This window comes from Ancylobacter radicis (assembly GCF_018449475.1).
In the GTDB taxonomy this organism is placed as follows: Bacteria; Pseudomonadota; Alphaproteobacteria; order Rhizobiales; family Xanthobacteraceae; genus Ancylobacter; species Ancylobacter radicis.
This window is the reverse complement of record NZ_JAHCQH010000022.1, coordinates 61,299-87,588: the sequence shown is the minus strand read 5'-3', so window position 1 is coordinate 87,588 and position 26,290 is coordinate 61,299. Positions and strand designations below refer to the sequence as shown.

General features: G+C 68.3%; 21 protein-coding genes. 1 reads left to right on the top strand and 20 read right to left on the bottom strand.

Annotated elements, in window-relative coordinates:
* Positions 1–462: a DoxX family protein gene (locus tag KIP89_RS18225; protein WP_250152633.1), complete on the bottom strand. Its 462-nt coding sequence runs from the start codon at positions 460–462 to the stop codon at positions 1–3.
* A gap of 177 nt (positions 463–639) precedes the next feature.
* Between KIP89_RS18225 and KIP89_RS18220 the strand changes: the two genes are divergently transcribed.
* Entirely contained in the window at positions 640–2,469 is a 1,830-nt protein-coding gene (locus KIP89_RS18220) for a methanol/ethanol family PQQ-dependent dehydrogenase (RefSeq protein ID WP_213757018.1), read from the top strand.
* Between the two features lie 19 nt (positions 2,470–2,488).
* On the opposite strand, the gene KIP89_RS18215 is transcribed toward KIP89_RS18220, so the two are convergent.
* The 19 genes from KIP89_RS18215 to KIP89_RS18125 form a co-directional block, all read right to left on the bottom strand.
* Entirely contained in the window at positions 2,489–4,846 is a 2,358-nt protein-coding gene (locus KIP89_RS18215) for a Tex family protein (RefSeq protein WP_213757017.1), read from the bottom strand.
* 72 nt (positions 4,847–4,918) lie between these two features.
* Complete coding sequence (locus KIP89_RS18210; protein WP_213757016.1) at positions 4,919–5,641, bottom strand: ABC transporter permease; 723 nt, start codon at positions 5,639–5,641, stop codon at positions 4,919–4,921.
* A gap of 2 nt (positions 5,642–5,643) precedes the next feature.
* Complete coding sequence (locus KIP89_RS18205) at positions 5,644–6,564, bottom strand: ABC transporter ATP-binding protein (RefSeq protein WP_213757015.1); 921 nt, start codon at positions 6,562–6,564, stop codon at positions 5,644–5,646.
* Complete coding sequence (locus tag KIP89_RS18200; protein WP_213757014.1) at positions 6,561–7,778, bottom strand: ABC transporter permease subunit; 1,218 nt, start codon at positions 7,776–7,778, stop codon at positions 6,561–6,563. The genes KIP89_RS18205 and KIP89_RS18200 overlap by 4 nt, the downstream gene beginning before the upstream one ends.
* 19 nt (positions 7,779–7,797) lie before the next feature.
* Positions 7,798–8,724 (bottom strand): glycine betaine ABC transporter substrate-binding protein OsmF, encoded by a 927-nt coding sequence (osmF, locus tag KIP89_RS18195; protein ID WP_213757013.1) that lies wholly within the window; start codon positions 8,722–8,724, stop codon positions 7,798–7,800.
* Between the two features lie 96 nt (positions 8,725–8,820).
* Positions 8,821–10,203, bottom strand: a complete 1,383-nt coding sequence (locus KIP89_RS18190; protein ID WP_213757012.1) for a GntP family permease — start codon at positions 10,201–10,203, stop codon at positions 8,821–8,823.
* Between the two features lie 2 nt (positions 10,204–10,205).
* Entirely contained in the window at positions 10,206–10,769 is a 564-nt protein-coding gene (locus tag KIP89_RS18185; protein ID WP_250152632.1) for a gluconokinase, read from the bottom strand.
* A gap of 136 nt (positions 10,770–10,905) precedes the next feature.
* Complete coding sequence (locus tag KIP89_RS18180; protein WP_369807197.1) at positions 10,906–12,048, bottom strand: TDT family transporter; 1,143 nt, start codon at positions 12,046–12,048, stop codon at positions 10,906–10,908.
* Positions 12,049–12,143: 95 nt separating this feature from the next.
* The gene (locus KIP89_RS18175; protein ID WP_213757011.1) at positions 12,144–13,025 is read right to left on the bottom strand and encodes a LysR family transcriptional regulator; all 882 of its coding nucleotides are present in this window, start codon (positions 13,023–13,025) and stop codon (positions 12,144–12,146) included.
* Positions 13,026–13,165: 140 nt separating this feature from the next.
* The gene (locus KIP89_RS18170) at positions 13,166–13,495 is read right to left on the bottom strand and encodes a hypothetical protein (protein WP_213757010.1); all 330 of its coding nucleotides are present in this window, start codon (positions 13,493–13,495) and stop codon (positions 13,166–13,168) included.
* Positions 13,477–16,164, bottom strand: a complete 2,688-nt coding sequence (locus KIP89_RS18165; RefSeq protein WP_213757009.1) for a nitrate reductase — start codon at positions 16,162–16,164, stop codon at positions 13,477–13,479. The genes KIP89_RS18170 and KIP89_RS18165 overlap by 19 nt, the downstream gene beginning before the upstream one ends.
* An 11-nt stretch (positions 16,165–16,175) precedes the next feature.
* Entirely contained in the window at positions 16,176–17,801 is a 1,626-nt protein-coding gene (locus tag KIP89_RS18160) for a sulfite reductase subunit alpha (protein WP_213757008.1), read from the bottom strand.
* Complete coding sequence (locus tag KIP89_RS18155; RefSeq protein ID WP_213757007.1) at positions 17,798–19,591, bottom strand: NirA family protein; 1,794 nt, start codon at positions 19,589–19,591, stop codon at positions 17,798–17,800. Before KIP89_RS18155 ends, KIP89_RS18160 begins: the two co-directional genes overlap by 4 nt.
* 20 nt (positions 19,592–19,611) lie before the next feature.
* A complete protein-coding gene (locus tag KIP89_RS18150; RefSeq protein WP_213757006.1) occupies positions 19,612–20,844 on the bottom strand; it encodes an NAD(P)/FAD-dependent oxidoreductase in 1,233 nt (410 codons plus the stop codon).
* A 7-nt stretch (positions 20,845–20,851) separates the two neighbouring features.
* Positions 20,852–21,649, bottom strand: coding sequence for an ABC transporter ATP-binding protein (locus tag KIP89_RS18145; protein ID WP_213757005.1), 798 nt, complete (start codon positions 21,647–21,649; stop codon positions 20,852–20,854).
* A 13-nt stretch (positions 21,650–21,662) separates the two neighbouring features.
* Positions 21,663–22,568, bottom strand: a complete 906-nt coding sequence (gene ntrB / locus KIP89_RS18140) for a nitrate ABC transporter permease (protein WP_213757004.1) — start codon at positions 22,566–22,568, stop codon at positions 21,663–21,665.
* 23 nt (positions 22,569–22,591) lie between these two features.
* Positions 22,592–23,911 (bottom strand): CmpA/NrtA family ABC transporter substrate-binding protein, encoded by a 1,320-nt coding sequence (locus KIP89_RS18135; RefSeq protein ID WP_213757003.1) that lies wholly within the window; start codon positions 23,909–23,911, stop codon positions 22,592–22,594.
* A gap of 245 nt (positions 23,912–24,156) precedes the next feature.
* Positions 24,157–25,302, bottom strand: coding sequence for a CmpA/NrtA family ABC transporter substrate-binding protein (locus KIP89_RS18130; RefSeq protein WP_213757002.1), 1,146 nt, complete (start codon positions 25,300–25,302; stop codon positions 24,157–24,159).
* Entirely contained in the window at positions 25,299–25,877 is a 579-nt protein-coding gene (locus tag KIP89_RS18125; RefSeq protein ID WP_369807196.1) for an ANTAR domain-containing response regulator, read from the bottom strand. Before KIP89_RS18125 ends, KIP89_RS18130 begins: the two co-directional genes overlap by 4 nt.
* Positions 25,878–26,290 lie beyond the last annotated feature (413 nt).

Genomic DNA, 26,290 nt, shown 5'->3' with positions numbered 1-26,290 from the left:
TCAGCCCGCGAATGGCCAGCGCGTGATGCCCACCGCGAACAGCGCCCACCAGATGATGAGCGGCTGGAACGGCAGGCGCAGCCAGTAATACCAGCGCGCGCCCGGCAAGCCGTCGACGGCCAGGCCTTGGATCGCGTTGCGGATATTCGCGGGGAAGACGCAGACGAAATAGAGCGCCAGCATCCAGCCCGCGAGGAGCCGGGTTGGCGGCAGCACCAGCCCCACCGCGCCGGCAATCTCGCACAGGCCGGTGAAGGCAATGACCAAGCCGGGCCAGGGCACGAGGGGCGGCAGCATCGGCCGGTAACGCTGCGGCGTGCGCAGGTGATCGACCCCCGCGAACATCAGGCCCCCGGCCAGCCCCCATGCCATGGCGAACGGCAGATCGGCGGCCGGCATCACCAGCATCTGGACGAGATAGGCCAGCCCGCTCGCCAGCGCGACAAGAACGAAGAACAGCATGGCGGATCACGCGGCACAGGGATGACGCGCGCATCAGTGCCGCTGAATGTTAAGGGTGTCAACATTGCCGCACCCTGCCCCAGCGTGATCTTGCCGACAGACCCGGCGGGCATGTTATCGACAGCAGGACGGCTCTATGGGCGCCGTCTCACGGGGCGCAATCGGGCAGGAGTTCTCATGCGTGCGTGCGGAACATGGCGGCGCCGGTTCATCGCTCTGGCAGGAAGCCTCGCTCTCGCCGCGACGGGAAGCGCCGCCTCTGCCAATGAGGACGTGCTCGCCCATCTCGCCGACCCCGGCGTGCAGGTGTTGCAGACGCTCGATTACGCCAATACGCGCTACTCCCGGCTCGACCAGATCAATGCCGGCAATGTCGGCCAGTTGCAGGTCGCGTGGACCTTCTCGACCGGCGTGCTGCGCGGCCATGAGGGCAGCCCGCTGGTCGTCGATGGCGTGATGTATCTGCACACGCCCTTCCCGAACATCATCTACGCGCTCGATCTCGACAATGACGGACGCATCCTCTGGCGCTACGAGCCGCAGCAGACGCGCGACGTCGCCGGCATCATGTGCTGCGATCTGGTCAATCGCGGCCTCGCCTATGCGGACGGCCTGGTGTTCCTCGCGCAGGCCGACACCACCGTCGTCGCGCTCGACGCCAGGACCGGGGCAGTGCGCTGGAAGGTCGCCAATGGCGACCCCAGGCACGGCGAATCCAACACCTCCACGGTGATGCCGGTGAAAGACAAGTTGATCGTCGGCATCGCCGGGGCGGAGTTCGGCGCGCGCGGCCATATCACCGCCTATGCGCTGAAGGACGGCGCGCGGCTCTGGCGGGCCTATTCCACCGGGCCGGATGCCGAGATGCGGGTGGACCCGGAAAAGACCACCGAACTCGGCAAGCCGGTCGGGCCGGACTCCTCGCTCAAGAGCTGGGAGGGCGAGCAATGGACGCTGGGCGGCGGCGCGCCCTGGGGCTGGTTCGCCTATGATCCCCGGCTGAACCTGATCTATTACGGCACCGCCAATCCCGGCACCTGGAACCCCTCCCAGCGGCCCGGCGACAACCGCTGGGCATCCGCCATCATCGCCCGCGACGCGGATAGCGGCATGGCGCGCTGGGTCTACCAGATGACCCCGCATGACGAGTGGGACTATGACGGCGTGAACGAGATGATCCTGACCGATCAGACCGTGGACGACCATATGCGCCCCCTGCTCACCCATTTCGACCGCAACGGCTTTGCCTACACGCTCGACCGCGCCACGGGTGAGTTGCTCGTTGCCGCGCCCTTCGAGGACGGCGTGAACTGGGCGCGCGGTATCGACATGGACCGCGCGAGCCCGACCTATGGACGGCCGATCCGCGACCCGCGCTATGGCACGGAAGCGGAGGGCGAGGACGTCACCTATTCCGGCATCTGCCCGGCCGCCATCGGCGCCAAGAACCAGCAGCCGGCGGCCTATTCGCCGGTCACCGGCCTGTTCTATGTGCCGGGCACGCAACTCTGCATGGATTACGAGCCCTTCCATGTCGACTACGCGGCGGGCCAGCCCTATGTCGGGGCGACGCTGACCATGTATCCCGCGCCGGGCAGCGAGGGGCGCACCGGGCGCTTCATCGCCTGGGACAACCTCAAGGGCCGCGTGGTGTGGGCGGTGCCGGAGCGGTTCTCGGTCTGGTCCGGCGCGTTGGCGACCGCTGGCGGCGTGGTGTTCTACGGCACGCTGGAAGGCTATCTGAAGGCGGTCGACGCCGCGACCGGGCGGGAACTCTACCGCTTCAAGACGCCCTCCGGCATCGTCGGCAATGTCATGACCTACAGCCATCGCGGCCGACAATTCGTCGCCGTGCTCTCCGGCGTCGGCGGGTGGGCCGGGATCGGCCTTGCCGCCGGCCTCACCGATCCCAATGCCGGTTCCGGCGCCAAGGACGCCTATGCCGCGCTCTCCAGCTATACCGCGCTGGGCGGCCAGTTGACCGTCTTCGCCCTGCCCGGCCGCTAGACCTGCCGGGACGCTGGGCTTATTTGCGCCGCAGCGCGTCCAGCAACGCGGCACCGAGCGCGCCTTGCGGTTCTGCGCGTGACGGTTGGGGTTGGGCGGATCTGGACGGCGCCGCCTTGGGCGCCGGGGCGCGCGCAGCCTGATCGCGCGGCGTGCGATCGCCCTGCCCGCCACCCGCACTATCCTTGCGCATGGAGAGGCTGATGCGCTTGCGCTTGATATCGACCTCCTGCACCCGCACCTTCACCACATCGCCGACCTTCACCACCTCATGGGCGTCCTTGATGAAGCGGTCGGCGAGCTGGGAGACATGGACCAGCCCGTCCTGATGCACGCCGATATCGACGAAGGCGCCGAAGGCCGCGACATTGGTGACGGTGCCCTCCAGCAGCATGCCCGGCTTCAGGTCCTTCATGTCGTCGATGCCATCGGCGAAGGTCGCCGTCTTGAAGGCCGGGCGGGGGTCGCGGCCGGGCTTCTCCAGCTCGGCGATGATGTCGCGCACGGTGGGCAGGCCAAAACGGTCATCGACAAAGGCGCGCGGATCGACCGCCTTCAGCGCCGCGCTGTCGCCCATCAGCACGCGCAGGTCCCGCCCACAGGCGCTCACGATCTTGCGGGCGACGCCATAGGCCTCCGGGTGGACGGCGGAGGCGTCGAGCGGTTCGGCGCCGTCGCGGATGCGCAGGAAGCCGGCGCATTGCTCGAAGGTGCGCGGCCCGAGACGGGCCACACCAAGGAGCTGCTTGCGGCTCGCGAAGGGGCCGTTGACATCGCGATAGGCAACGATCGCCTCGGCCAGCGAGGCGCCAAGGCCGGAGACACGGGCCAGCAGCGAGGCTGATGCCGTGTTGAGATCGACGCCGACCGCGTTCACCGCATCCTCCACCACCGCGTCGAGCGCGCGGGCGAGGTGGTGCTGGTCGACATCGTGCTGGTACTGGCCGACGCCGATGGATTTCGGCTCGATCTTGACCAGTTCCGCCAGCGGATCCTGGAGTCGGCGGGCAATGGAAACGGCGCCGCGCAGCGACACGTCGAGGCCGGGAAATTCGGCGGCGGCCGCTTCCGAGGCGGAATAGACCGAGGCCCCGGCCTCGGAGACCACGACCTTGATTGGCTTGGGCGGAGGCAGGTCGCCCAGCATATCCGCGACCAGCTTCTCCGTCTCGCGGCTGCCGGTGCCGTTGCCGATGGCCACCAGTTCCACCTTGTGCAGGCGGATGAGGCGGGCGAGTTCAGCCTGCGTGCCGCGCACATCGTTCTTCGGCGGGAAGGGATAGACGGTGGAGGTCGCCAGCAGCTTGCCGGTGGCGTCGACCACCGCCACCTTCACACCGGTGCGGATGCCGGGATCGAGCCCCATGGTGGCGCGCGTGCCGGCCGGGGCGGCGAGCAGCAGGTCTTTGAGGTTGCGGGCGAAGACGTTGATCGCCTCGGTCTCGGCGCGGCTGCGCAGCTCGGTCATCAGGTCGATGGACAGATGCAGCGAGAGCTTGACCCGCCAGGTCCAGCCGGCGACCTCCATCAGCCAGACATCGCCCGGCAGCCGGTCGCCAATGCCATAGGCCTGCGCGATGAGGCGCAGCGTGGGCTTCACCGGCGCGGCATCGTCAGCGTCGACCTCGATGTCGAGGGTCAGCACGTCCTCATTGCGCCCGCGCAGCATGGCGAGCGCGCGGTGGCTTGGCACGCCTGCCCATTTCTCCACATGGTCGAAATAGTCGGAGAATTTGGCGCCGGCCTCCTGCTTGCCCTCCACCACGCGGGCGCGCAGGCTGGCCTTCTCGCGCAGATGGGTGCGCAATCGGCCGAGCAGTTCGGCATTCTGCGCGAACTGCTCGGAAAGGATGTCGCGCGCGCCTTCCAGCGCCGCCTTCACATCCGGCACCTCGTCGGTAATGTAGCCCGCCGCCAGGTCAGCCGGCACGCGCGCGCGGTCGGCGAGGATCGTGTCGGCGAGCGGGCCAAGGCCGCGCTCGCGGGCAATGTCGGCGCGGTTGCGGCGCTTGGGCTTGTAGGGAAGATAGATATCCTCCAGCTCCGCCTTGGTGACGGCGCCGGCAATGGCCTGTTCCAGCTCCGCGGTGAGCTTGTCCTGCTGGCGGATCGACTCGGCGATGGCGGCGCGGCGGCTTTCCAGCTCGCGCAGATAGACCAGCCGCTCGTCGAGCCGGCGCAATTGCGTGTCGTCGAGCCCGCCGGTCACTTCCTTGCGGTAGCGGGCGATGAAAGGCACGGTTGCCCCTTCATCGAGAAGCGCGATGGCGGCGGCGGCCTGCTCGGCCCGCGCGCCGATCTCCCCGGCAATCTGCCGGATGATGCGGGCGGCGATGGCGGCAGTCTCGGCGGTCTTGCTGGTCTTGTCGGCGGTCATGCAATCCACGGAATCGTCAGGTCGGGGGCGCGACCATAAAGATCGCCGCCGGCCTTGGCGAGCGCGCCGCCATCACAGCCGCGGCAGGCGGCGCTCGATCTCGCCGAACAGCAGATCGACAAAGATGGCGAACAGCGCCACCAGCACCGTGCCCTGAAGCACATAGGCCGGGTTGGAGCCGGACAGGCCGTCAATGATCGGTGAGCCCAGTGTGAGCGCGCCGACCGTCGAGCCGATAGTGGCGGTACCGATGCCGATGATGGTGGAGGTGCGCACCCCGGCAAGGATCAGCGGAGCGGCGAGCGGCAGTTCCACCTGCCAGAGCCGGGCCACGGGCGAGAAGCCGCTGCCATCCGCCGCCTCGCGCAGCGCCGCCGGCACCGAGGCGAGCCCCGCCAGCGTCGCACTGGTCACCGGCATCAGCCCGTAGAGGATGAGGGCGATGAGGGTGGGCAGCGCACCATAGCCGGTGGCCGGAACGGCGAGCGCCAGCACCGCGACGGGCGGGAAGGTCTGGGCGATGGAGGTGAGCGCCTGAAGGCTGGGCGCGAAGGCCCGCCCGGCACGCCGTGTCGCCAGCACCGCCGCGCCAATGCCGATCAGCGTCGCTACAAGGCTGGCCGAGCCGGCGAGCAGCGCATGGGACAGGGCGAGCTCGGGGAAGCCCGCGCGGGTGTAGACTGGGCGATCGAGGTCCGGGTAGAGCCATGAGAACAACGGGGCCAGACGGTCCATACCGAAGGTGAGCCCGAGGAACAGCGCGCCAACCCAGGCGGCCGGGCGGGCGAGCAGCATTCTCACCGCGCCACCACGTCGTCGAGCGAGATCACGCCGCGCCGGCCCTGCCCATCCTTCACCGGCAGCGATGTGACGCCAGCCGCCGCCATGCGGGCGACCACCTCGTCCAGCATCGCCTCGGCCTCGACCGGCTCGCCAGCGATGGTGCGGGCAAAATCGGCCCGTTCGCCGGCGCTCGCCGTCTGCAGCAGCCGCAGGCCCAGGCGCGGGCCACCAAAGAAGGCGGCAACCTCGGCGCTTGCCGGCGCACGCAGCATCTCGGCGGGGGATGCCGCCTGCACCAGCCGGCCATGGCTGAGGAAGGCGATGACCGTGCCGAGGCGAACCGCCTCGTCGACATCATGGGTGACGAGAATGATAGTGGTGCCGGTACGCGCCTGGATCTCGAGAAGGGCGTCCTGCAGGGTCCGGCGGGTCACGGGATCGACCGCGCCGAAGGGTTCGTCCATCAGCAGCAGTTCCGGCTCGGCGGCGAGCGCGCGGGCGACCCCGACGCGCTGCTGCTGACCGCCAGAAAGCTCGTGCGGATAACGGGTTGCGAGGGAGGGGGGGAGGCCGACGAGGTCGAGCAGTTGGTCGATGCGCCGCTCGATCCGCGCCGTCTCCCACCCCAGCAGGCGCGGCACGGTGGCGATGTTGCGGGCGACGCTCCAGTGCGGGAACAGGCCAACCGATTGAATCACATAGCCAATCCGCCGGCGCAGGGCGACCACCGGCAGCGTGCCCGCTTCCGCGCCGCCAATCTGGACACACCCGCCATCCGGTTCGATGAGGCGATTGATCAGGCGCAAGAGGGTAGACTTGCCCGCACCGGACGGGCCGACCAGCGCGCAGATCGCCCCGGCGGGAATATCCAGCGACACGTCGTCGACCGCGACGGTCGCGCCATAGCGTTTGGTGAGATGGTCGAGCCGGATCATGCCGCCCCCTGCGGTCGGGCGAGGCCGATGAGCAGGCCGAGCGCGAGATGGGCGGCGAGCGCCAGCGCGATGGTGGCGAGCGCGCCGAGCAGCACGAGATCGGCCGCCGTCTGGCCGAGCCCGCGAAAGATGAAGGTGCCGAGCCCGCCCGCCCCGATCAGCGCCGCCAGCACGGTGAGGCCGATCAACTGCACGAGGACGACGCGCGCCATTTCCAGCAGGATCGGCAGGGCGAGCGGCAGCGTGACCTCGCGCGCGAGCTGGGTCCGCGTCATGCCCATGGCCCGGCCAGCCTCCAGCGTCGCCGGCGGCACGGCGGTGAGCGCCGCCGCCACGGCGCGGGCGACCGGCAGCAGGGCGTAGAGCGCCAGCGCGATCAGCGCCGGGAAGGCGCCGATGCCGGCCAGTCCCAGCGCGCGCAGCGCCGGCAGGGCGGCGGTGAGCGCGGTCAGCGGACCGATCAGCAGGGCGAACAGCGCGATCGAAGGAATGGTCTGGATGAGGTTCAGCCCGGCGAACAGCGCCCCGGCCCGCCGGCCCCGCGCCGCCGCATAGGCGCCGATGGCGATGCCGGCGGGCAGCGCCAGCAGCAGCCCGCCAAAGGTGAGCCCGAGATGGGTCGCCACCGCCTCGACGAAGATATCCCGGTTCACTGCGAACTCACGCGCGAGCGACAGGTCCGCCAGCCGCCCACTGGCGGCCAGACCGCCCAGCCCGGCGGCGAGCCCGAGCACCAGCAGGAAGCGCAGCTTCAGCGCCGCGATCCGGCCCGTGGCGTCGGCAAAGACGAGAAGCGCCACCACGAGCCAGATCCAGAAGGCCGGGCCGAGCGAAACCCGTGTGAGCCGGCCGCCGCCCGATGCCCCCTCGGCAACGAGACGGGTGGCCGCCTCGCCGGTGGCGGCGACCAGCCCCAGGACCAGCATGGCCGAGGCCAGCGCCACGAGCAGAGGACGATCGGGCCGGCGCGGGGCGAGCGCCAGCCCGGCGATCAGCCCGGCCAGCGCGACAAGAGCGAAGGTGACGGCTGGCCCGCTGGCGACCCAGAGCGGCAGCGGTTGGCCGCTGGCCAGACGGTTCGGCGCCACCGAGACGAAGCCGGCCAGCCCCGCCACCGCACAGAGCGCGAGAATGAAGGCGGCGGCGAGCGCAGGCGCGCCCGGCCGGGCGCGGGGGAGAGCCAGGCTGCCGTCCTGCGCCGTGCTGTGAGTCATGCAGATCCCTCGGGCGCCGCTATTTCAGCAGCTTCGCCTCCTGAAGGTAAGCCTGCGCGACCGCCCGCGCATCCTGCCCGTCAAGCTGCACCTTGGCGTTGAGGCCCTGAAGCACCTCCAGCGTCAGGCCGGAAAAGGCCGGGGCGAGGATTTCCGCGATCTTCGGCTGCTCGGCGAGCACGCTGGCCCGCACCACCGGCGCGGGCTGATAGACCGGCTGCACCTGCTTGGTGTCGCGCATGACCTTCAGGTCCAGCGCGGCAATGGCGCCGTCCGTGCCGTACACCATGGCGCTGTTGACGCCCGAGGTGCCCTCCGCCGCCGCCTTTATGGTGGCGGTGGTGTCGCCCCCGGACAGGACGAGCAGCTGGTCGCCGGCGAGTTTGAAGTCATAAGCGGTCTGGAAACTCGGCAGCGCCGCGGCACTCTCGACGAATTCGGCCGAGCCGGCGAGCTTGGCCTTGCCGCCCTCGCGCACCCAGCGGCCGAAATCCTCCAGCGTGGCGAGTTTCTGCTGGCGCGCGACATCGCCCCGCACGGCGATGCCCCAGGTGTTGTCGGCCGGCGCCGGGGTCAGCCAGACAAGGTTGTTGGCGGCATCGAGCGCCTTCGCCTTTTCATAGGCGGCCTGCGGGTTCTTCCAGGCGGGATCGTCGGGCATGGAGAAGAAGAAGCCGGCATTACCGGTATATTCCGGGTAGATGTCGATCTCGCCGACCAGCAGCGCGGTGCGCACGATCTTGGTCGGGCCGAGCTGGATCCTGCGGTTCACCTCGATGCCGGCATTCTCCAGCATCAGCGCGATGATGTTGCCGAGCACCGCGCCTTCCGTGTCGATCTTCGAGGCGACGACGACCGGCTTGGCCGCGGCCGCCAACGGCGCGGCAACGGCGAGACCGAGGCTCATCAGGGCGGCACCGGCAAGGCGGATGGCGGCGGCTTTCATGGCGTTCTCCGACGCTGGGGCATTGAGAGGGATCGCGGATGCCCGCTCACCTTGGGAGGATACGTCAACAGCACGCGACCTGTTACCGGGTACGTTCTAGAACAGCCAGAAGATCAGCCCGGCGAGGGCGAAACCCATGAGGCCGACCAGCGTCTGCATGACGGTCCAGGTCTTGAACGTGGTCTTGATGTCCATGTTGAAGAAGCGGCCGACCAGCCAGAAGCCGGAATCATTGACATGCGAGAGCATGACCGAGCCGGCGGCCAGCGCCACCACGATGGCGGCCAGATCCGCGCCCTGATAGCCGGCCGCCTGTACCGCCGGCTGCACCAGCCCGGCGGAGGTGATGAGCGCGACCGTGGCCGAACCCTGCGCGACCCGCAGCGCGGTGGCGATGAGGAAGCCGGCCACGAAAATCGGCAGGCCGATATAGGCCATGCCGTCGGCCAGCGCGTCGCCAATGCCGGAGGCGCGCAGCACGCCGCCGAACATGCCGCCAGCGCCGGTGACAAGGATGATCGAGCAGACCGGGCCGAGCGCCGAATCCAGCGTGCGCTCCACAGTGGCCGCATCGCGCCCGCGCCGGGGACCCAGCACATAGGCGGCGACCAGCACGGAAATGAGCAGCGCCACCGGCGTCGCGCCAAAGGTGCGGGCAAGCTGAAACCAGCCGGCATCGCCATTTACCCAGCCCTGCGCACGGGCGAAATCAAGGCCGGTATTGATGAAGATGAGCCCCAGCGGCAGCAGCAGCAGGCCGATCACCGTGCCGGAGCCCGGCGGATTGACCGGCGGCTCGTCGCTGCGCGTGCCACCGGACAGGATGTCCGGCACCGGCAGCACGATGCGCGCGCCGATCCACTGGCCGAACAGCCAGCCGGCGACCACCCAGGTCGGGATCGCCACGGCAAGGCCGACCAGCACCAGCAGGCCGACATCGGCGCCGAGCAGTTCCGAGGCCGCGACCGGGCCGGGATGGGGCGGCACGAAGACGTGCATCACCGAGAAGGCGGTGGCGACCGGGATGCCGTAGAGCAGCAGACCGCCGCCGAGCCGGCGCGCAACGGTGAACACCACCGGCAGCATCACCACCAGGCCGGCATCGAAGAAGATCGGAAAGCCGAAGATCAGCGAGGCGATGCCCAGAGCCATGGGCGCGCGCTTCTCGCCGAACCGGTCGACAAGGTCGTCGGCCAGCACCTGCGCGCCGCCGGAGACTTCCAGAAGCCGCCCGAGCATGGCCCCGAGCCCGACCAGCAGCGCCACCCCGCCCAGTGTCGAGCCGAAGGAACTGGTCATGGTGGTGAGCAGCGCCTGCGGCGGGATGCCGGCGACGATGGCTGTGAGCAGGCTGACGAGGATGAGGGCGACGAAGGCGTGGACGCGGAACTGGATGATGAGGACCAGCAGCAGCGCGATGGCGCCGACCACGATGGCGAGAAGCGGGCCGATGCCCAGTGTCTGTTCGAAACCCTGCACGCTCATGTCCTCGACGTTTCGCGCTCGCGCGCCCGCTGTTCGAGGCCAAGCCCCTTGATGGCCCGCGCGACCACCTCGTCGGGCGGCACATCGACCGTGATCTGAATGCCCGGCTCGCCCTCGCCGAGGTCTTCGAGCGTGTCGAATTGCGAATCCAGCAGCGAGGCCGGCATGAAATGGCCGGTGCGCCGCGCCATGCGCTCGGCGACCACGGCGCGGTCGGCGATCAGCTCGACGAAGCGCACATCCGCCTTTGCGGCGCGCAGCGTGTCGCGGTAGCGGCGCTTCAGCGCCGAACAGGTGATGATGACATTGCGACCGGCGGCGGCCTCGTCGTCGATGAAGGCGCGGATCAGTTCCAGCCAGGGGGCCCGATCATCGTCGTTGAGCGGAATGCCCTTCGACATTTTCGCGATATTGGCGGGGGGATGGAACGTGTCGCCCTCCGAGAAGGGCCATCCCAGCGCGTCGGCCAGACGCTGCGCCGTGGTCGTCTTGCCGATGCTCGACGGCCCCATGACGATCAGCGCGATCGCCCGGCCCCCCTGCTCTGCGCCCTGCTGCATGTTCGGTTGTTTCCCCGCTCGCCGGCTCGAAAGATCGAGAGGTAGAACGCTAGGGCAGGAGCATGGTTCCCAATAGCCCGCCCGACCCGAAGGACCGTGCATTTTGGCGATCGGCCAAGCCGGAATGCCGACAGTCTCAATCGGCGGCGAGGCAGGGGGAGACGAAAAGCGAGCGGTCGCAGACACCCCGCACGGTGCGCGCCGCGACGAACACCCAGATGGCGGCCAGCAGGGCGACAAGGACGGCCCCGAGAGCGAACACGGCGGCGAGCGGGATGATCTGCGCCAGACGCAGCGTGGCGACGGCATAGACGCCGAGCGGAAAGGTGTAGCCCCACCAGCCAATGTTGAACGGGATGCCCTCCCGCGCATAGCGCAACGTGATCATGACGGCCATCGCCAGCCACCAGGCGCCATAGCCCCACAGCAGGATGCCGCCGAGCAGGCTGGCGCCCGCCACGGCGCTTGCGACATCGCCCAGCCCGTTGGCCGTCAGCACGGCCGGGGCATTCTGATAGAGCACGAACAGGCCGAGCGCGCCGGTGCCGATCGGCCCGAGAGCAAGCCAGCTCGACGACGCCATGCTGATCGGCGGCAGCTTGTGCAGGACCATGCGCATGAACAGCACCACCAGCACGCTCATGGCGAGCGGCACCGAGCAGGCCCAGAGCAGCAGGCTGGTGAACAGGACGGCAAGCTGCGGCTCGGCCCCGGCGAGATGGGGCAGCAGCAGGCCGCCGCTGACCGCCGCCACTTCGCTCGCCACGATCGGCAGCAGCCAGACGGCGGTCATCCTGTCGATGGAATGGGATTGCCGCGTGAACATCATGAACGGAATGGCCAGACCGCAGGCGAGCGACAGCGCCACGTCGATCCACCACAGCTGCGTGGCGATGGCGACCGCCATCTCGCCGATCTGCGCGATTCCGTAGATCAGGAAGCCGTTGATGATCGTCGCCAGCCCCATCGGCACGCAGCCGAAGAACATCGAGACCACCGAATGCTGGAAGATGCGCGCCGCCTCATCGGGATAAAGAACCCAGCGCGCGCCATAGAGCAGCGCACAGCCGGCAAACAGCGCGATGTTGAGCAGCCACAGGGCCTGCCCGGCCTGGAACAGCAGCGGATGCCCGGGAAACTGCGCGAGCGCCACCGACAGGATGCCGGTGCCCATGGTCGCGGCGAACCATTGCGGCGTGAAGTGGCGGATGACATGCCCCCGGCTCGCCAGCAACGCCGCATCGACCGGCCGGTCGGCGACTGAAATCAACTGTGCCACGATCCACCTCCTGCGTCTGGAGGGTAGATAGGCAATTAGACTGTTCGTTTCCAACGAACATTTTTTGATATTTCATTCGTTAAAATCGAACGATGTCAGTCTTCATCCAGCAGCGTTTCGAAGGCAGCGGCTGCCTTGCTGCGGTAGCGTTCCTTGTGCCGCAACAGGTAGAACGGGCGCGGCACGGGCGGGTAGGCCGCCTCGCGCAGCAGCCCGGCGGAAAGCGCGGTGGAGGCGGCGCTGCGGGAGGTCAGCGTCGCGCCGACCCCCGCCTCGACCGCGCCGAGCACCGCCTCATTGCCCGGCAGTACCATGGCGACATGGAGCGCGGGCATCGTAAGATTTTCGCTTTCCGCCAAGGCCTCGAACGCGCCGCGCGTCCCGGAACCGGCCTCGCGCAGCACCCAGGACTGCGCCGCCAGCCCGGCGCGATCCACCGGGCGTCCATCGGCCAGCGGATGGTCCGGCGCCACCACGATGATCATCTCATCCGCCGCCACCACCCGCGACGACAGCACCGGCCGATCAATCCGCCCTTCCACCAGGCCGATCTCGATCAACCCGGCTTCGACCGCGTCGGCGGCCGCCTCGGTATTGCCCATGCGCATATCGAGCGAAATGCCGGGATAGCGGGCATGGAAGCGGGCGAGCCGGCGCGGCAGCCAATGCGCGCCGATGGTCTGGCTCGCCATGATCGACAACTCGCCGCGCTCAAGGTCGGCGAGATCGTCGAGAACGGTTTCCGCCGCCTTGGCTTCGAGCAGCACCTTTTGGGCGCGCTCCAGAAAGATCCGCCCGGTCTGGTTGAGCACGATCGACCGGCCGACGCGATCGAACAGGCTCACACCGTGACGCTGTTCCAGCGTGGTGACGGCCGCGCTGACCGCCGACGCCGTCATGTTCAGCGCCTTCGCGGCTTTGGTGATGTGCTGATGCTGCGCCACCACGGCGAAAACGCGCAACTGGTCGAGTGTCATGAGGCGTCATCCCGTCCGGTTCGCCCGGAGAATATACTCGGGGGCTGATCATCGGGGAGCCCGGCACGAGCGACAAGCCGGCCGGCCCATGCCGCTCTCGGCGGCTTCACATGCCGGACGGGCGGCTCAATGGGGGCGGCTCAATGGGTGTGGATGACAGGCCCGTCGCCCAGGCTGATCCCGATCAGCAGGAGAGCAATCGCCGAGACCGTCGTGAGTTGGTGGGAAAAGTCGGAGCGCGGCGTGTAGACGAACCTGTCAAAGACGCCCGCGGCGACCAGCACGGCGGCGGATGAGGGCCAGCCCAGCCGTGCCGCGAGCAGGAGCAGCGAGCCGATCAGCGCCGTTGTCCCCACCGTGGCCAGAACGGGGTACACCGTCTCCTGCGTTTCCTTGAGCAGCGCAAGGAAGGACGGCAGGCTGAACGTCACCGCGAGGACGAGCACCAGGGTCAGGACGGTAGAAAACATGGCATCGCCCTTTCCCGACCGCCCTCGCCAGCCGCAATGAACCGGCGCAGCTCGGGCAGGCATGAGCCACAATTGGTGCCGCATTTCAGCGCCGCGCCGAGCGCGGCCGTGTCACGCGCACCATCGGAGATCGCCTGACGGATGGCTTCGCTACCGATGCCGAAACAGGAGCAGACGATCTCTCCTGCCGCGACCACGGGACCGCTGGAACGCGCGGCCAGCAGGCTTCTGCGCATCTGGGAATCGAGCGGCCCGGTCGACGCAAACATCGTGAAAAGCCAGTCTGGATCGGGAAGCGCGCCGGGTGCCGCGATCATGAGATAGTCGAGCATCCTGCCGGCGTCGTCCGTGATCGCGCAGCGGAAGATGCCGCGCCTCTGATCCCGCAATTCGGCTCGTCCCGCATCGTCGCCAAGCAGGTGGAGTGCGCGCTCCATGCCGTCTTCGGCCGCTCCTGATCCGGCCAGCCGGTAAGCGTGCCCACCCTCGATGGGCGTCCGGGCCCAGTAGTCGATATTCTCGGGGCGCAGCCGGCGGCGGGAGAGCAGCAGCCCCTCCCAGCCCAGCGGAACGGGAGAGAGGCGGACAGGCGTGTGCTTCAGTTCCGGCTGACCGGAAACAGCATCACAGTCTGGATTGACCGCCCGACCAGGGGAGCCGAACGGCATCGCCTCATCGGTCCAGTGCATCGGCATGAAGATCTGGCCGGCGGACAGATCGTCGCTGAGCCGCACACGCCCCCTCGCCCGGCCCCAGGCGCTGGTGATATCGGCGATGTCACCCTCGCGCAGACCGGCGGCGGCGGCGTCGAGGGGATGGACGGCGACGAAGGCCTCGGCGGCCTGCGCCATGAGGCGCGGCACCTCGCCGGTGCGCGTCATGGTGTGCCACTGGTCGCGCAGCCGCCCGGTGTTCAGAACCAGCGGCGCCGCGGTGGAAGGGGCGTGGGCGGGAGCGGCCTGCCGCACGGGGACGAGGCGCGCCCGCCCGTCCGGTGTCGGGAAACGCCCCTGCGTGAGCAGCCGCGCGGTGCCGGCACGCTGTCCGGCCGGCACCGGCCATTGCACCGGATCGAGCGCCTCATAGTCCGCATCCGACAGATCGGCGAGGCCGGAAATATCGAACAGGCGTCGCTCATTGCGAAAGCCCGACAGCGCCGCATGCTCGCGGAAGATGTCGGCGGGGCTGTCATAGGCGAAGGCCGCGCCATGGCCGAGCCGGCGGGCGACCTGCGTCAGCATCCACCAGTCCGGCCTCGCCTCACCGGGCAACGGCATAAAGGCGCGTTGGCGGGAGATACGCCGTTCCGAATTGGTGACGGTGCCCGCCTTCTCACCCCACGCCGCGGCCGGCAGCAGCACATCGGCATGGCGCGCCGTGTCGGTGCCGGCCACGCAATCGGACACGACGAGAAAATCGCAGCTCTCCAGCGCCGCCCGCACGCGGGCTGCATCGGGAAGACTGGCGGCGGGGTTGGTGCCCATCACCCAAAGGGCGCGGATACGCCCCTCCCCCAACGCGTTGAAAAGCTCCACGGCCTTCAGCCCCGGCCGCTCGGCGAGACGCGGCGCCCGCCAGAAATCGCGCACCCGGTCGAGATCGGCCGCCTCCGTGAAGCCGGCATGGGCGGCGAGCTGGTTGGCGAGGCCGCCTACTTCGCGCCCGCCCATGGCATTGGGCTGGCCGGTGAAGGAGAACGGGCCCATGCCCGGCGCGCCGATCCGTCCCGTGGCAAGATGGCAGTTGATGATGGCGTTGACTTTGTCGGTGCCGTGCGAGGACTGGTTCACGCCCTGCGAATAGACGGTGACGACGCGGCGCGTGGCGGCAAAGGCGGCATAGAAGGCTTCGACCAGCGCCACCTCCAGGCCGCAGCCGCGCGCGACCGTCTCGACATCCGGCGCGTCCTGCTGTGCCGCGGCAAGCGTGGCCGGGAAGCCGGCGGTAGAACGCTCGAGATAGGCCTTATCGAGCGCGCCGATGCGGGCGAGATGGGCCAGCAGGCCATTGAACAGCAGCACATCCGTTCCCGGATGGATCGGCAGGAACAGATCGCAGTCGCTGGCGGTGGCACTGCGGCGCGGGTCGATCGCCACCAGCCGGGTGCCGCGCCGGGCGCGGGCATCGGTGAGGCGGCGGAACAGGATGGGGTGGCACCAGGCGGCATTGGAGCCGACGAGAATGACAAGGTCGGCCTCGTCGAGGTCCTCATAGCAGCAGGGAACGATGTCCTCGCCGAAGGCGCGCACATGGCCGGCAACGGACGACGCCATGCACAGGCGGGAATTGGTGTCGATATTGGCCGCGCCGATGAAGCCCTTCATCAGCTTGTTGGCGACGTAGTAATCCTCGGTCAGAAGCTGGCCCGAGGCATAGAAGGCGACCGATTCCGGCCCATGCGTCTCGATCGCCGCGCGAAAGCGCGCCGCCACCAGATCGAGCGCGGTCTCCCAGCCGGTGCGCTCGCCCTTCACCATCGGGTGGAGCAGGCGGTTCTCCAGCGAGAGCGTTTCCCCCAGCGCCGATCCTTTGGTGCAGACCCGCCCATGATTGGCGGGATGGCCGGGATCGCCGGCAGTGACGGGCGAGGGCCCGCCCAACACCCCGCATCCCGTGCCGCAATAGGGACAGGTTGTGCGCACCAGGGCGGGAGTGGTGAGTGCCGTCATCAGCCTGCCCGTCAGTACACGTCGGCCTGATAGCGGCCGGCGGCTTTCAACGCCGCGATATAGGCCTTGGCGGCGGCGGCATCGCGCCCGCCATGCTGCTCGACCACCGCATGCAGAGCCTTGTCGACATCGGCCGCCATGCGCTTGGCATCGCCGCAGATATAGAAATGCGCTCCCCGCTCCAGCCAGTCGAACAGGCTCGCCCCCTCCTCCCGCATCCGGTCCTGCACATAGACCTTGCGCTCCCCATCGCGCGACCAGGCGAGCGAGAGGCGCGTCAGCGTGCCGGTGGCCTGAAGCCCCTCCAGTTCCTCCTCGTAGAAGAAATCGCTCTCGCGGCGCTGATGGCCGAAGAACAGCCACGCCCCGCCGCTCGCGCGGGTGGCAAGGCGCTCCTGAAGAAAGGCGCGGAAGGGGGCGATGCCGGTGCCCGGACCGACCATGATGATCGGCACCTCGCCCGAGGCCGGCAGCGCGAAGCCATGGGCCTTCTGCACATAGACCGGAAGGGTGGCGCCCGGTTCGATGCGGTCGGCAAGGAAGGTCGAGGCGACGCCGAGGCGGGTGCGGCTGCCAATGTCGTAGCGCACCGTATCCACCGTCAGGCTCAACTGACCGGGCGAGGCTTTCGGGCTGGAGGAGATGGAATAGAGCCGGGGCTGGAGCGGATCGAGCGCGGCGAGGAAGGCGCCCGCCTCCGGCACCGCGGAGGCCTTGTCGAGCGCGGCCAGGACATCGGTCGTCTCGAGGTCGCCATCGGGATCGTCCCCTTCGGCCAAGCGGGCGAGCTTCACCTTCTCGTCCGGGTCCGCCGTGGTCTCGGCCAGCAGCGTGAACAGCGCATCGGGGGCGGCACCGAGCGCCTTTTCGGTAAGGAGCAGCCCGCGCACAGAGCGACCGTCCACCCTCGCGTCGAGGGATAGGCCGAGCCGCGCCATCACCGCATCCACGAGTTCAGGCGCGTTCACCGGCAGCAGGCCGAAACTGTCGCCCGCCGCATAGTCGAGCCCCTCCGGCAGCTGAAAATCCAGATGCCACGTCTGCTTGGCCGATGCGCCCTTGTTGAGCCGGCGGCGGGACAGGAAGGTCGCGCTCACCGGGTGCTCGCGCGAGCGGCCGGGCAACGGCCCGGACGAGGGCGCCGGCGCGGCCTGGGCGATGGCGCCTGTGGGGGTGCCCGCGTCGCCGTCGCGTTCGGCGGCGAGCTTTTTGAGCATGCGCAGCGTGTCCTTGCCGCCGGGCTGGCAGAGATTCAGCCGCGCCTCGGCGCCGCCGGCGAGGGCGTTGGAATAATCCTCGCAGGTGTAGCCGCACTGGCCGCAATCCTGCTGGGCCATCGCCGCCATCATCCGGCGGCGCAACGGCCGGCCGGCCGCCATCTCCATGCGCTCCCCCAGCGGAAGGCTCGGGTCATGCCAGGGCGCGGCGCCATCATCGCCATCACCCACTGCCCCCTGCGGCAGGGTCAGGCCCGGCATCAGCGCCTGCGCGTCGCCCGGCGCAAGCGGGGACGGTCCTTGCCCGTCCAGCGACAGCAAGCCCGCAAAGAAGCCGTTGAGCCAGGCCCGCTGCACCGGCGTAAACGGCGCATTGTCCGGCAGGAGCGGGGTGAGAAAGGGAGGCGGCTGGACGCTCATTGCGCACCCTCCGGGCCGAACATCGCCGCAAGCTCGGCGACCTCATGGCGGTGCGAAAAGGCGGCGAAGCTCTCATCGGGCGAGGCCCGCCGCTCCATCCAGACGCCGAGCATGCGCTCGATCAGGCGGGGCGTGTCTTCCGCCTTCACCTGCGCGAAGACTTCGCGGCCGATGGCGGCCTCCGGGCCGAAGCCGCCGCCCACCAGCACATTATAGCCATCCACCGTGTCGCCCTCCTCCGAGACCGGGACGCGGGCGCCGAGCAGGCCGATATCGCCGATGTAATGCTGCGCGCAGGAATGGTGGCAGCCCGTCAGATGGATGTTCACCGGCTGGTCGACGCGGATGCGGCCATCGCACCAGGCCGCGATTTCCTCGGCGTTCCGCTTGGTCGGGGCGGCCGCGAATTTGCAGCCTTCGCTTCCCGTGCAGGCCACCAGACCCGCGCGCACCGCGCTCGCCGATATGCCGATGCCGAGCGCCTCCAGCGCCGCGGTGGCCAGAGCGACATCGGTGTCCCGGATGCCGGAAATCAGCAGGTTCTGCCAGACCGTGAGGCGTATATCGCCATCCCCGAGATCGCGGGCGATGCGGGCGATGCCGCGCATCTGGTCGAGGTCCATGCGACCGACCGGGAGCACCACGCCGATCCAGTTGCGCCCGGCCTGCTTCTGCCGGTGCACGCCGATATGCGTCTGCCGGCCGGCGCCGGGACGCTCGGCGATGGACCCGGCCGGCGCCCGGGTGAGCGGCGCGCCGAGCTTGCCCTCGACTTCCCGGAGGAAAGCGTCGAAGCCCAAGGCGTCCAGCACATATTTCAGCCGGGCCTTGTTGCGGTTGGTCCGGTCGCCATGGTCGATGAACACACGGACAATGGCATCGGCGACCCGGGTGGCATCCTGCGGCCGGACGATGACCCCGGTATCGCGGGCGAAGTCCTTGTGGCCGGTGATGCCGCCCAGCGCGAGGCGGAACCAGATGCCCGGCGCAACGCCGTGGCCGTCCGTCACCTCCACCGCCTGAAAGCCGATATCGTTGGTGTCTTCCAGCGCGGCGATCAGCCCGGCGCCGTCGAAGGCAACGTTGAACTTGCGCGGCAGGCCGTACATGACCCGCTCATTGAGGATGTGGTGGTGCCATTCCAGCGCATAGGGGCGGGTGTCGATCAGTTCCTGCGGATCGATGCCGGCGGTCGGCGTGCCCGTGACGTTGCGGATATTGTCCGCGCCCGAGCCCTTGCAGGTAAGGCCGAGCCCGACGAGCTTCTCCAGCACCGCGATGCCATCAGTGGCCGGCACTTCGCGGATCTGAAGATTGGCGCGGGTGGTGACATGCGCATAGGGGCCGCCATGGGCCTCGGCAATGTCGGCCACGCCGGCAAGCTGCCAATGGGTCATCACCCCGTTGGGGATGCGCAGGCGCACCATGTAGCTGTCCTGCGTCGGGCCGACGAAGAACAGCCCGTGATAGCGCCAGCGCAGCACATCCGGCCCCTTGGGATAGCTGCCCTCCTGGGCCGCCTTCTTCATGCGGGCATAGGAATCGAGGCCCATTTCCTCGCGCTTGGCGATCTCGGCATCGACCAGCTTCCTGCCCGCAGCCTCGAACCGGGCCATGGCGCGGTGGCTCGCGGCATCCGGGCCGATCGGCTCGGGATGTGAGGCCGACGCAGCCGCCGCCGCCTTCGTGCCGACGATGGGGCCGAGGCCACGGGAGGCCCGCATCGCGGCGATGCCGGAGACGAAACCTTCCAGGTAATTCTTCTGCTCGACCGTGAAATCCCCGCTCATGGCGTCCTCAGCTCGAATCGTCAGGCGGCCGCGCACAGGGCCGGGCCAAAGATCAGGGTGTCGCGGATGGGATCGATGTCCCGTCCGCTCTGGATGAGATCGAAGAAGAAGCCGGCATCCGTGGTGTCACCGCAGAGCACGGCACCGACCAGGCGGTCGTCCCGCACCACAAGGCGGGCGTAGTGGCCCATGCGGGGATCCCGCAGCACGATGTCCTCGCTGCCGGGACCACCGGCGAAGTCTCCGGCCGAGAACAGGTCGATCCCCGTCACCTTCAGCCGCGTGGCGGTCGGCGAAGGAACATAGTGACCGGCCTCTCCGGCAAGATGGGTGGCGAGCGCCCGCGCCATCTCATAGAGCGGCGCGACGAGGCCGTGGCAGATGCCCCTGTGCTCGGCGCATTCGCCCAGCGCGTAGATTCCGGGCCGGCTGGTGCACAGCGCGTCGTCCACCACGATGCCGCGCGCGATCTCAAGCCCAGCGGCGCGCGGCAGCTCCACACGGGGGCGGACGCCAATCGCCAGCACGACGAGGTCGGCCGGGAGGGTCTGGCCATCGACAAGGCGCACTCCGGTGACATGATCCGTGCCGGTGATTTCCTGCGTTGCCGCGCCGGTGAGGATGGCGATGCCGCGCGCCTCCAGAGCCCCGCGTAGCAGACCGGCGGCTTCCGCGTCGAGCTGACGCTCCATCAGATGAGGCATGAGGTGCAGCACCGTCACCGCCATGCCGCGCCGGACGAGGCCATAAGCCGCCTCCAGTCCCAGCAGACCTCCGCCGATTACCACGGCCCGCCGCCCCGCGCCGGCCTGCGCCAGCATGGAAGTGACATCCTCGACATCGCGGAAGCGGACGACCCCCGGCAGCCGGACACCGGGGAGTGGCGGAACGACCGGGTCCGAGCCGGTTGCCAGCACCAGTCGGTCATAGGTGAAGGCGCGGCCGTCGGTGGCGACGACGCGGCGCGCCTCCGGCTGGAGAGCCTGCACCGTGACGCCGGTATGGAGCGTCACGCCATGCCGCGCATACCAGCCGGGCTCATGGATGAGGATGTCGTCGGCCACCCTCTCGCCCGCGAGAACGGGGGAGAGCAGGATGCGGTTATAGGCCGGGCGCGGCTCGGCGCCCAAAATGGTGATGTCGAACCGGTCGGGCGCGCGTTCCAGCACCTCCTCGACCAGCCGAATGCCGGCCATGCCGTTGCCGATGACGAGGAGGCGCTCGCGTGACGGCGGGGTGCTGAGATGGTGCATCGCCCCCTCACGCCGCCTCGACGAAGCGATGACGTTCATAGAGGAACTTCAGCACCGCCGCCCGGCAGCGCAGATAAATGGGGTCCGCCACCAGATCGAGGCGCCGGCGCGGGCGCTCCAGCGGCACGTCGAGGATTTCGCCGATGCGGGCCGAGGGGCCGTTCGTCATCATCACGATGCGGTCGGAGAGCAGGACGGCTTCGTCGACATCATGGGTGATCATCATCACCGTGTTGCCGAGGCCGGCATGGATCTGCATCACCGAGTCCTGAAGGTGAGCCCGCGTCAGGGCATCGAGCGCGCCGAAGGGCTCGTCGAGCAGCAGCACCTTCGGTTCCATGGCGAGCGCCCGGGCGATGCCGACGCGCTGCTTCATGCCGCCGGAAATCTCGGAGGGCCGCTTGGCGCGGGCATGGCCCATCTGCACCAGATCGAGATTGTGCATCGTCCAGTCGTGGCGTTCGGCGGAGGTCTTGCGCCCGCGGAACACCTTGTCCACCGCGAGGCGGACATTGTCGTAGACGGTAAGCCAGGGCAGCAGGGAGTGGTTCTGAAACACCACGGCGCGGTCCGGCCCCGGCGCATTCACCTCGCAATTGTCCAGCAGCACCGCGCCCGTGCTCACCGGGGTGAGGCCGGCCACGATGTTCAGCAGCGTGGACTTGCCGCAGCCGGAATGGCCGATGATGGAGATGAACTCGCCGCGATCGACCTTGAGGTCGATGTCGGTCAGGACCTGGGTGGTGGCCCCGCCGCGCGAATACGACTTGCCGACCTGTTCGATGGAGAGATAGGCGCTTGCCATGATCGCCTCTTCCTCAGGAGGTGGCGGTGCCGCGGGTGACGAGCACCCCGACCAGCGCGACGGAACGATCCAGGAAGAAGCCGATGATCCCGACATAGATCAGCGCCACGATGATGTCGCTGATCAGCGAGGAGTTCCAGGCATCCCAGATGAAGAACCCGATGCCGACGCCGCCGATCAGCATCTCCGCCGCGACAATGGCGAGCCAGGACAGGCCGATGCCGATGCGCAGACCGGTGAAGATGTAGGGAGCGGCGGCCGGGATCATGATCTTGACGGCGTATTCGAGCGGATTGAGCTGAAGCACCCGCGCGACATTGCGATAGTCCTCGGGAATATTGCGGATCCCGACGGCGGTATTGATGACGATCGGCCAGACCGCGGTGATGAAGATGACGAAGATCGCCGAGGGCTCGCCGCTCTTGAAGGCCGCCAGCGCCAGCGGCAGCCAGGCGAGCGGCGGCACGGTGCGCAGCACCTGGAACAGCGGATCGAGGCTGCGCATCGCCCATTGCGACTGGCCGATCAGCGTACCGATCGCGACGCCGCCAATGGCCGCGAGCGAATATCCCAGAAGCACGCGCTGGAGACTGGCGAACAGGTGCCAGAACAGACCCTTGTCGAGCCCGCCCCGATCATAGAACGGATCGGTGATCAGCTCCCACGTATCGGCGACGACGCGGGACGGCGGCGGCAGCGCGGCATCCGGCCCGGCGCACAGCAGTTCCCACACGACCAGAAGGAACAGGAGCGGGATCAGCGGCGGCACCACCTTGCCCGCAACCGCGCGGCCGACGGCGACGAACCGGGCGCGCCAGGGCTTGGGCCGGGCTGCCACGATCGGCAGCACCTTCGCCTTCGGAAAGGCAGCGACCCTGGTCTCGGGAGCGGGAACGCTATCTCGGGCGGGAACGCTCATGGCGGCTCTCCTGCGGCGCGCGCTCACGCGGCGATGCGCTTGATATCGAGACTGGCGAGGTAGTCGCCGGGCTTGTCGGCATCGAAAACCTTGCCGTCGAAGAAGGTCTCGACACCGCGCGAGGTGGAGGCGGGGATGTCCTTGACGCCCAGCTGGACGGCCGCCTCCTTCCACAGATCCTGCCGGTTCACCTTCGCGACCATCGCCTTGATGTCGGCTTCCGGCGGCAGCTTGCCCCAGCGGATGTCTTCCGTGAGGAACCACAGATCGTGGCTCTGGAAGGGATAGGAGGCGTGGTCGCGCCAGAACTTCATGAAGTGCGGGCTGTTCGGCTCGATCCGGCCATTGCCGTAGTCGTAATTGCCCTTGATGCGGTCGATGATGTCTTTCTTGGGCACGTTGAACCAGGCACGCTTGCCGATGATGTCGGCCATCTGCTCCTTGTTCGCCATGTCGTCGCACCATTGCTGGGCTTCCATAACGGCCATCATCAGCGCCTGCGTCGCCTTCGGGTTGGCGTCCACCCAGTCGGCACGCATCGCCAGACTCTTCTCGGGGTGCAGGTTCCACAGTTCGGCGGTGTTGCAGGCGGTGTAGCCGATACCCTGATTGACGAGCTGTTCGTTCCAGGGCTCGCCGACGCAGAAGGCGTCCATGGTGCCGACCTTCATGTTCGCCACCATCTGCGGGGGCGGAACCACGATGGTCTCGACATCCTTGTCCGGGTCGATGCCGGCGGCGGCGAGCCAGTAGCGCAGCCACAAATCATGCGTGCCGCCCGGAAACGTCATGGCAACCTTGGCCGACTGGCCGGCGGCCTTCTTCCGGGCGAAGGCCTCGCGCAACGGCGCGGCGTCCACCCCGACCTTGAGATCCGCATAGTCCTTGGCGACCGAGATGCCCTGCGCGTCGAGATTGAGCCGGGCGAGGATGTACATCGGCAGCGGCACGTTGTTCTGCGTCACCTTGCCCGCCGAGATGAGGTAGGGCATCGGGGTCAGGATATGCGCCCCGTCAATGCCCGAGCCCTGCGAGCCGAGCACGAGATTGTCGCGCGTGGTGCCCCAGCTTGCCTGCTTGTTCACCTCGACATCGGGCATGCCATGCTTGGCGAAGAGGCCCATTTCCTTGGCGATGATCAGCGGCGAGGCGTCGGTCAGCGCGATATAGCCGAGGACGGCGCGTGTGGTTTCCGGGCCCGCGGCCTCGGCCACATACGCCCCGAACGGGAAGGTGGTTTTCGCCGCGGCGAGCACCGCAGTGGCGGAGGCTGCCCGCAAGATGCCGCGCCGGGTGATCCCGCCGCGCAGAGTGGTGCCGTCGATCTTCCGTGAAGTCGTCATGTCGCTGGCCTCTGGTGCAAACAAAAACGCCGCCGCGCATCCCGGACGAAATGACCAGGCTCGCAGCGGCGTTGCTTATGGATGCACCCTTCGTTGGGCGCGAAACGTGCCGCCCGCATCATGGGGCGACGAAACTCTGGGTCGTGACACCTGCTCTTGTCAGGACATCTAACCGAGCATCAGTTTCGAAGTGCTCTCAACTTTGTGCAAGACGGTTTATTGTGCGCACCCTGCACAAAGCGTGGTCACTTCGAGGTTTCTGCCAGATAACCCGCCAGATTGAGCGGATCGAAGCTTGGGCCGGCAAAGGCGCCGATGCCGTCGTCCCGCCGCCCGCCACCCGCCATTCCGGCAAGCGCCATGTCATATATTTCAGGCGAATAGCAGCTTTCCACGGCCGCGCGCCCCGCCTCACCGAGCGTGGCCTGCCCCCAGCGCACCATCTGCGCATAGAGCCAAAGAGCTTGGCGGACATCCGGCCGCGCCGCCGCACTTTCGAGCACCAGATAGCGCGGATCCTCGCGAACCATGCCCCTGGCATCGATGCGCAGCCGCCCGTCCAGCGAGCGCAGGATCAAATCCGCCCCCAGATTGAGCCGTTCGGGCGCCGCCAGCATATGAGCAAGCGCCACCCTGTTCTCCGGCGTCGCGCACCAGGCGGTGGCGCGGATCAGAGCGCGGGTCAGCGCCAGCGTCGCCTCGCCGTTTTCCGCGACGAAGCCGGCGCGCATGGCCAGCACCTTTTCCGGGCAGGTGGCGACGATTTCCGAGCCGAAATGCAGGATGCGCCCAATCTCCGTCTCGACCGCCACGCTCGGCCAGGGCGCACCCACGCAGAAGCCGTGGACATGCCCGTTCGAGAGCGCGTCGACCATATAGGGCGGCGGCAGCACTATCAGGCGCACGTCGCGGTCCGGGTCGATGCCGGCGGCGGCCATCCAGAAGCGCAGCAGGTAATTATGCGTGGAGAAGGGAAAGGTCATGCCGAAGGCAAGCTGCTCCTCGCCGCGCGCGGCACGCGCCGCGACAAGGCGCTTCAACGCCGCGCCGGAGATGAAGGGATCGGCGAGGTCGCCGCCCTGCGCCTCCTCCTCCAGCGCCCGGAAGGTCTCGTTGCCGAGCAGGAAGGAATTGCCGTTCTGGTTCATCGCGATGAGGCTGGCGAGCGGCACCCGCGCATGATCGAGGCCAAGGCTGATCGAGATCGCCAGAGGCGCGAGGATATGGGCCGCCTCGAAATGGCCGAGCGTGAGTTTGTCCCGCACATTGGACCAGGACACTTCACGCACCAGTTCGAGTTCGATCCCCTCCGCCGCCGCGAATCCATGATCGGCCGCCGCCACCAGGATGGCGGCATCGACCAGCGGAATAAAGCCGGCGCGGATTCTCATTTCAGCAACTCCGCCGCCGTGATGACGGACTGGGCGATCTCCGCGACTTTCTTCTGGTCCTTCATCGCCTTGGAGCGCAGCAGATTATAGGCATCCTCCTCATTCATGCCGCGCGCCCGCATCAAGATGCCCTTGGCGCGGTCGATCAGCTTGCGCTCGGCAAGACTGGTACGCGCGATATCCAGTTCGCGGCGCAGCCGTTCGAATTCCTGAAAGCGCGCCACCGCGACATCCAGCACCGCCCTCACCCGCTGCGGCTGGAGACCGTCGACCACATAGGCGCTGACCCCGGCGCTGACAGCGGTGCGCATGGCTTCCGTGTCGCTCTGGTCGACGAACATCACGATCGGCCGCGCGACCTCGCGATTGGCGATACGCAATTGCTCGATCGTGTCGCGGTCGGGCAGATCGAGGTCGACGATAAGAACATCGGGGGCCGCCTGCCGCAGCAAGCCCAGCAGATGGCTGGAGCCGACGGCGGCAATCTGCACCTCTACATCCGGCTCGGCCTGCAAAGCCGCCTGAACGCCCTCGGCCCGCTTGCGATTCTGATCGATCACCAATACGCGCAGCACTATCCACCCTCGTTTCCCCGCTGAGCAGCAAATAGCAGGCCAGCGCACTCTTCGAGGCGGCTTTGTTCACGGCGGCTGTCAATGCGCGAATGGCGGCAAGCTCGTGCGGGTGTCTTGGAACGGGGCCCCCCGCCGAACACGTTCCTCCCGGTCTTCGCCGCGCGCATATGCTCGCCGCGCATCTCTGATTTCCCGATGGCCGAGTTGGCCGCTCACCAGGATCGACGCACGCCGTCGGGGAGCAGCGTGTTCCCGCCATCATCGCCTTGGCTCGGCGCGGGTCCTGGCGTTGTGCTTGGCGCACAGCGCGGCGCTTGGGCCGTGGCAGGGCGAAGGTCGACCCTAACGACGCTTAGAGGAGCGAGACATCATCTCTTTGAAAACCCAAATCGCAAGCCTGTACTTTGGGCCGC

Excerpts from the sequence above, each read along its gene's own strand:
- KIP89_RS18225 (WP_250152633.1), bottom strand. The coding sequence starts at position 462 with ATGCTGTTCTTCGTTCTTGTCGCGCTGGCGAGCGGGCTGGCCTATCTC.
- KIP89_RS18220 (WP_213757018.1), top strand. The coding sequence starts at position 640 with ATGCGTGCGTGCGGAACATGGCGGCGCCGGTTCATCGCTCTGGCAGGA.
- KIP89_RS18215 (WP_213757017.1), bottom strand. The coding sequence starts at position 4,846 with ATGACCGCCGACAAGACCAGCAAGACCGCCGAGACTGCCGCCATCGCC.
- KIP89_RS18210 (WP_213757016.1), bottom strand. The coding sequence starts at position 5,641 with ATGCTGCTCGCCCGCCCGGCCGCCTGGGTTGGCGCGCTGTTCCTCGGG.
- KIP89_RS18205 (WP_213757015.1), bottom strand. The coding sequence starts at position 6,564 with ATGATCCGGCTCGACCATCTCACCAAACGCTATGGCGCGACCGTCGCG.
- KIP89_RS18200 (WP_213757014.1), bottom strand. The coding sequence starts at position 7,778 with ATGACTCACAGCACGGCGCAGGACGGCAGCCTGGCTCTCCCCCGCGCC.
- osmF (WP_213757013.1), bottom strand. The coding sequence starts at position 8,724 with ATGAAAGCCGCCGCCATCCGCCTTGCCGGTGCCGCCCTGATGAGCCTC.
- KIP89_RS18185 (WP_250152632.1), bottom strand. The coding sequence starts at position 10,769 with ATGCAGCAGGGCGCAGAGCAGGGGGGCCGGGCGATCGCGCTGATCGTC.
- KIP89_RS18175 (WP_213757011.1), bottom strand. The coding sequence starts at position 13,025 with ATGACACTCGACCAGTTGCGCGTTTTCGCCGTGGTGGCGCAGCATCAG.
- KIP89_RS18170 (WP_213757010.1), bottom strand. The coding sequence starts at position 13,495 with ATGTTTTCTACCGTCCTGACCCTGGTGCTCGTCCTCGCGGTGACGTTC.
- KIP89_RS18165 (WP_213757009.1), bottom strand. The coding sequence starts at position 16,164 with ATGACGGCACTCACCACTCCCGCCCTGGTGCGCACAACCTGTCCCTAT.
- KIP89_RS18160 (WP_213757008.1), bottom strand. The coding sequence starts at position 17,801 with ATGAGCGTCCAGCCGCCTCCCTTTCTCACCCCGCTCCTGCCGGACAAT.
- KIP89_RS18155 (WP_213757007.1), bottom strand. The coding sequence starts at position 19,591 with ATGAGCGGGGATTTCACGGTCGAGCAGAAGAATTACCTGGAAGGTTTC.
- KIP89_RS18150 (WP_213757006.1), bottom strand. The coding sequence starts at position 20,844 with ATGCACCATCTCAGCACCCCGCCGTCACGCGAGCGCCTCCTCGTCATC.
- KIP89_RS18145 (WP_213757005.1), bottom strand. The coding sequence starts at position 21,649 with ATGGCAAGCGCCTATCTCTCCATCGAACAGGTCGGCAAGTCGTATTCG.
- ntrB (WP_213757004.1), bottom strand. The coding sequence starts at position 22,568 with ATGAGCGTTCCCGCCCGAGATAGCGTTCCCGCTCCCGAGACCAGGGTC.
- KIP89_RS18135 (WP_213757003.1), bottom strand. The coding sequence starts at position 23,911 with ATGACGACTTCACGGAAGATCGACGGCACCACTCTGCGCGGCGGGATC.
- KIP89_RS18130 (WP_213757002.1), bottom strand. The coding sequence starts at position 25,302 with ATGAGAATCCGCGCCGGCTTTATTCCGCTGGTCGATGCCGCCATCCTG.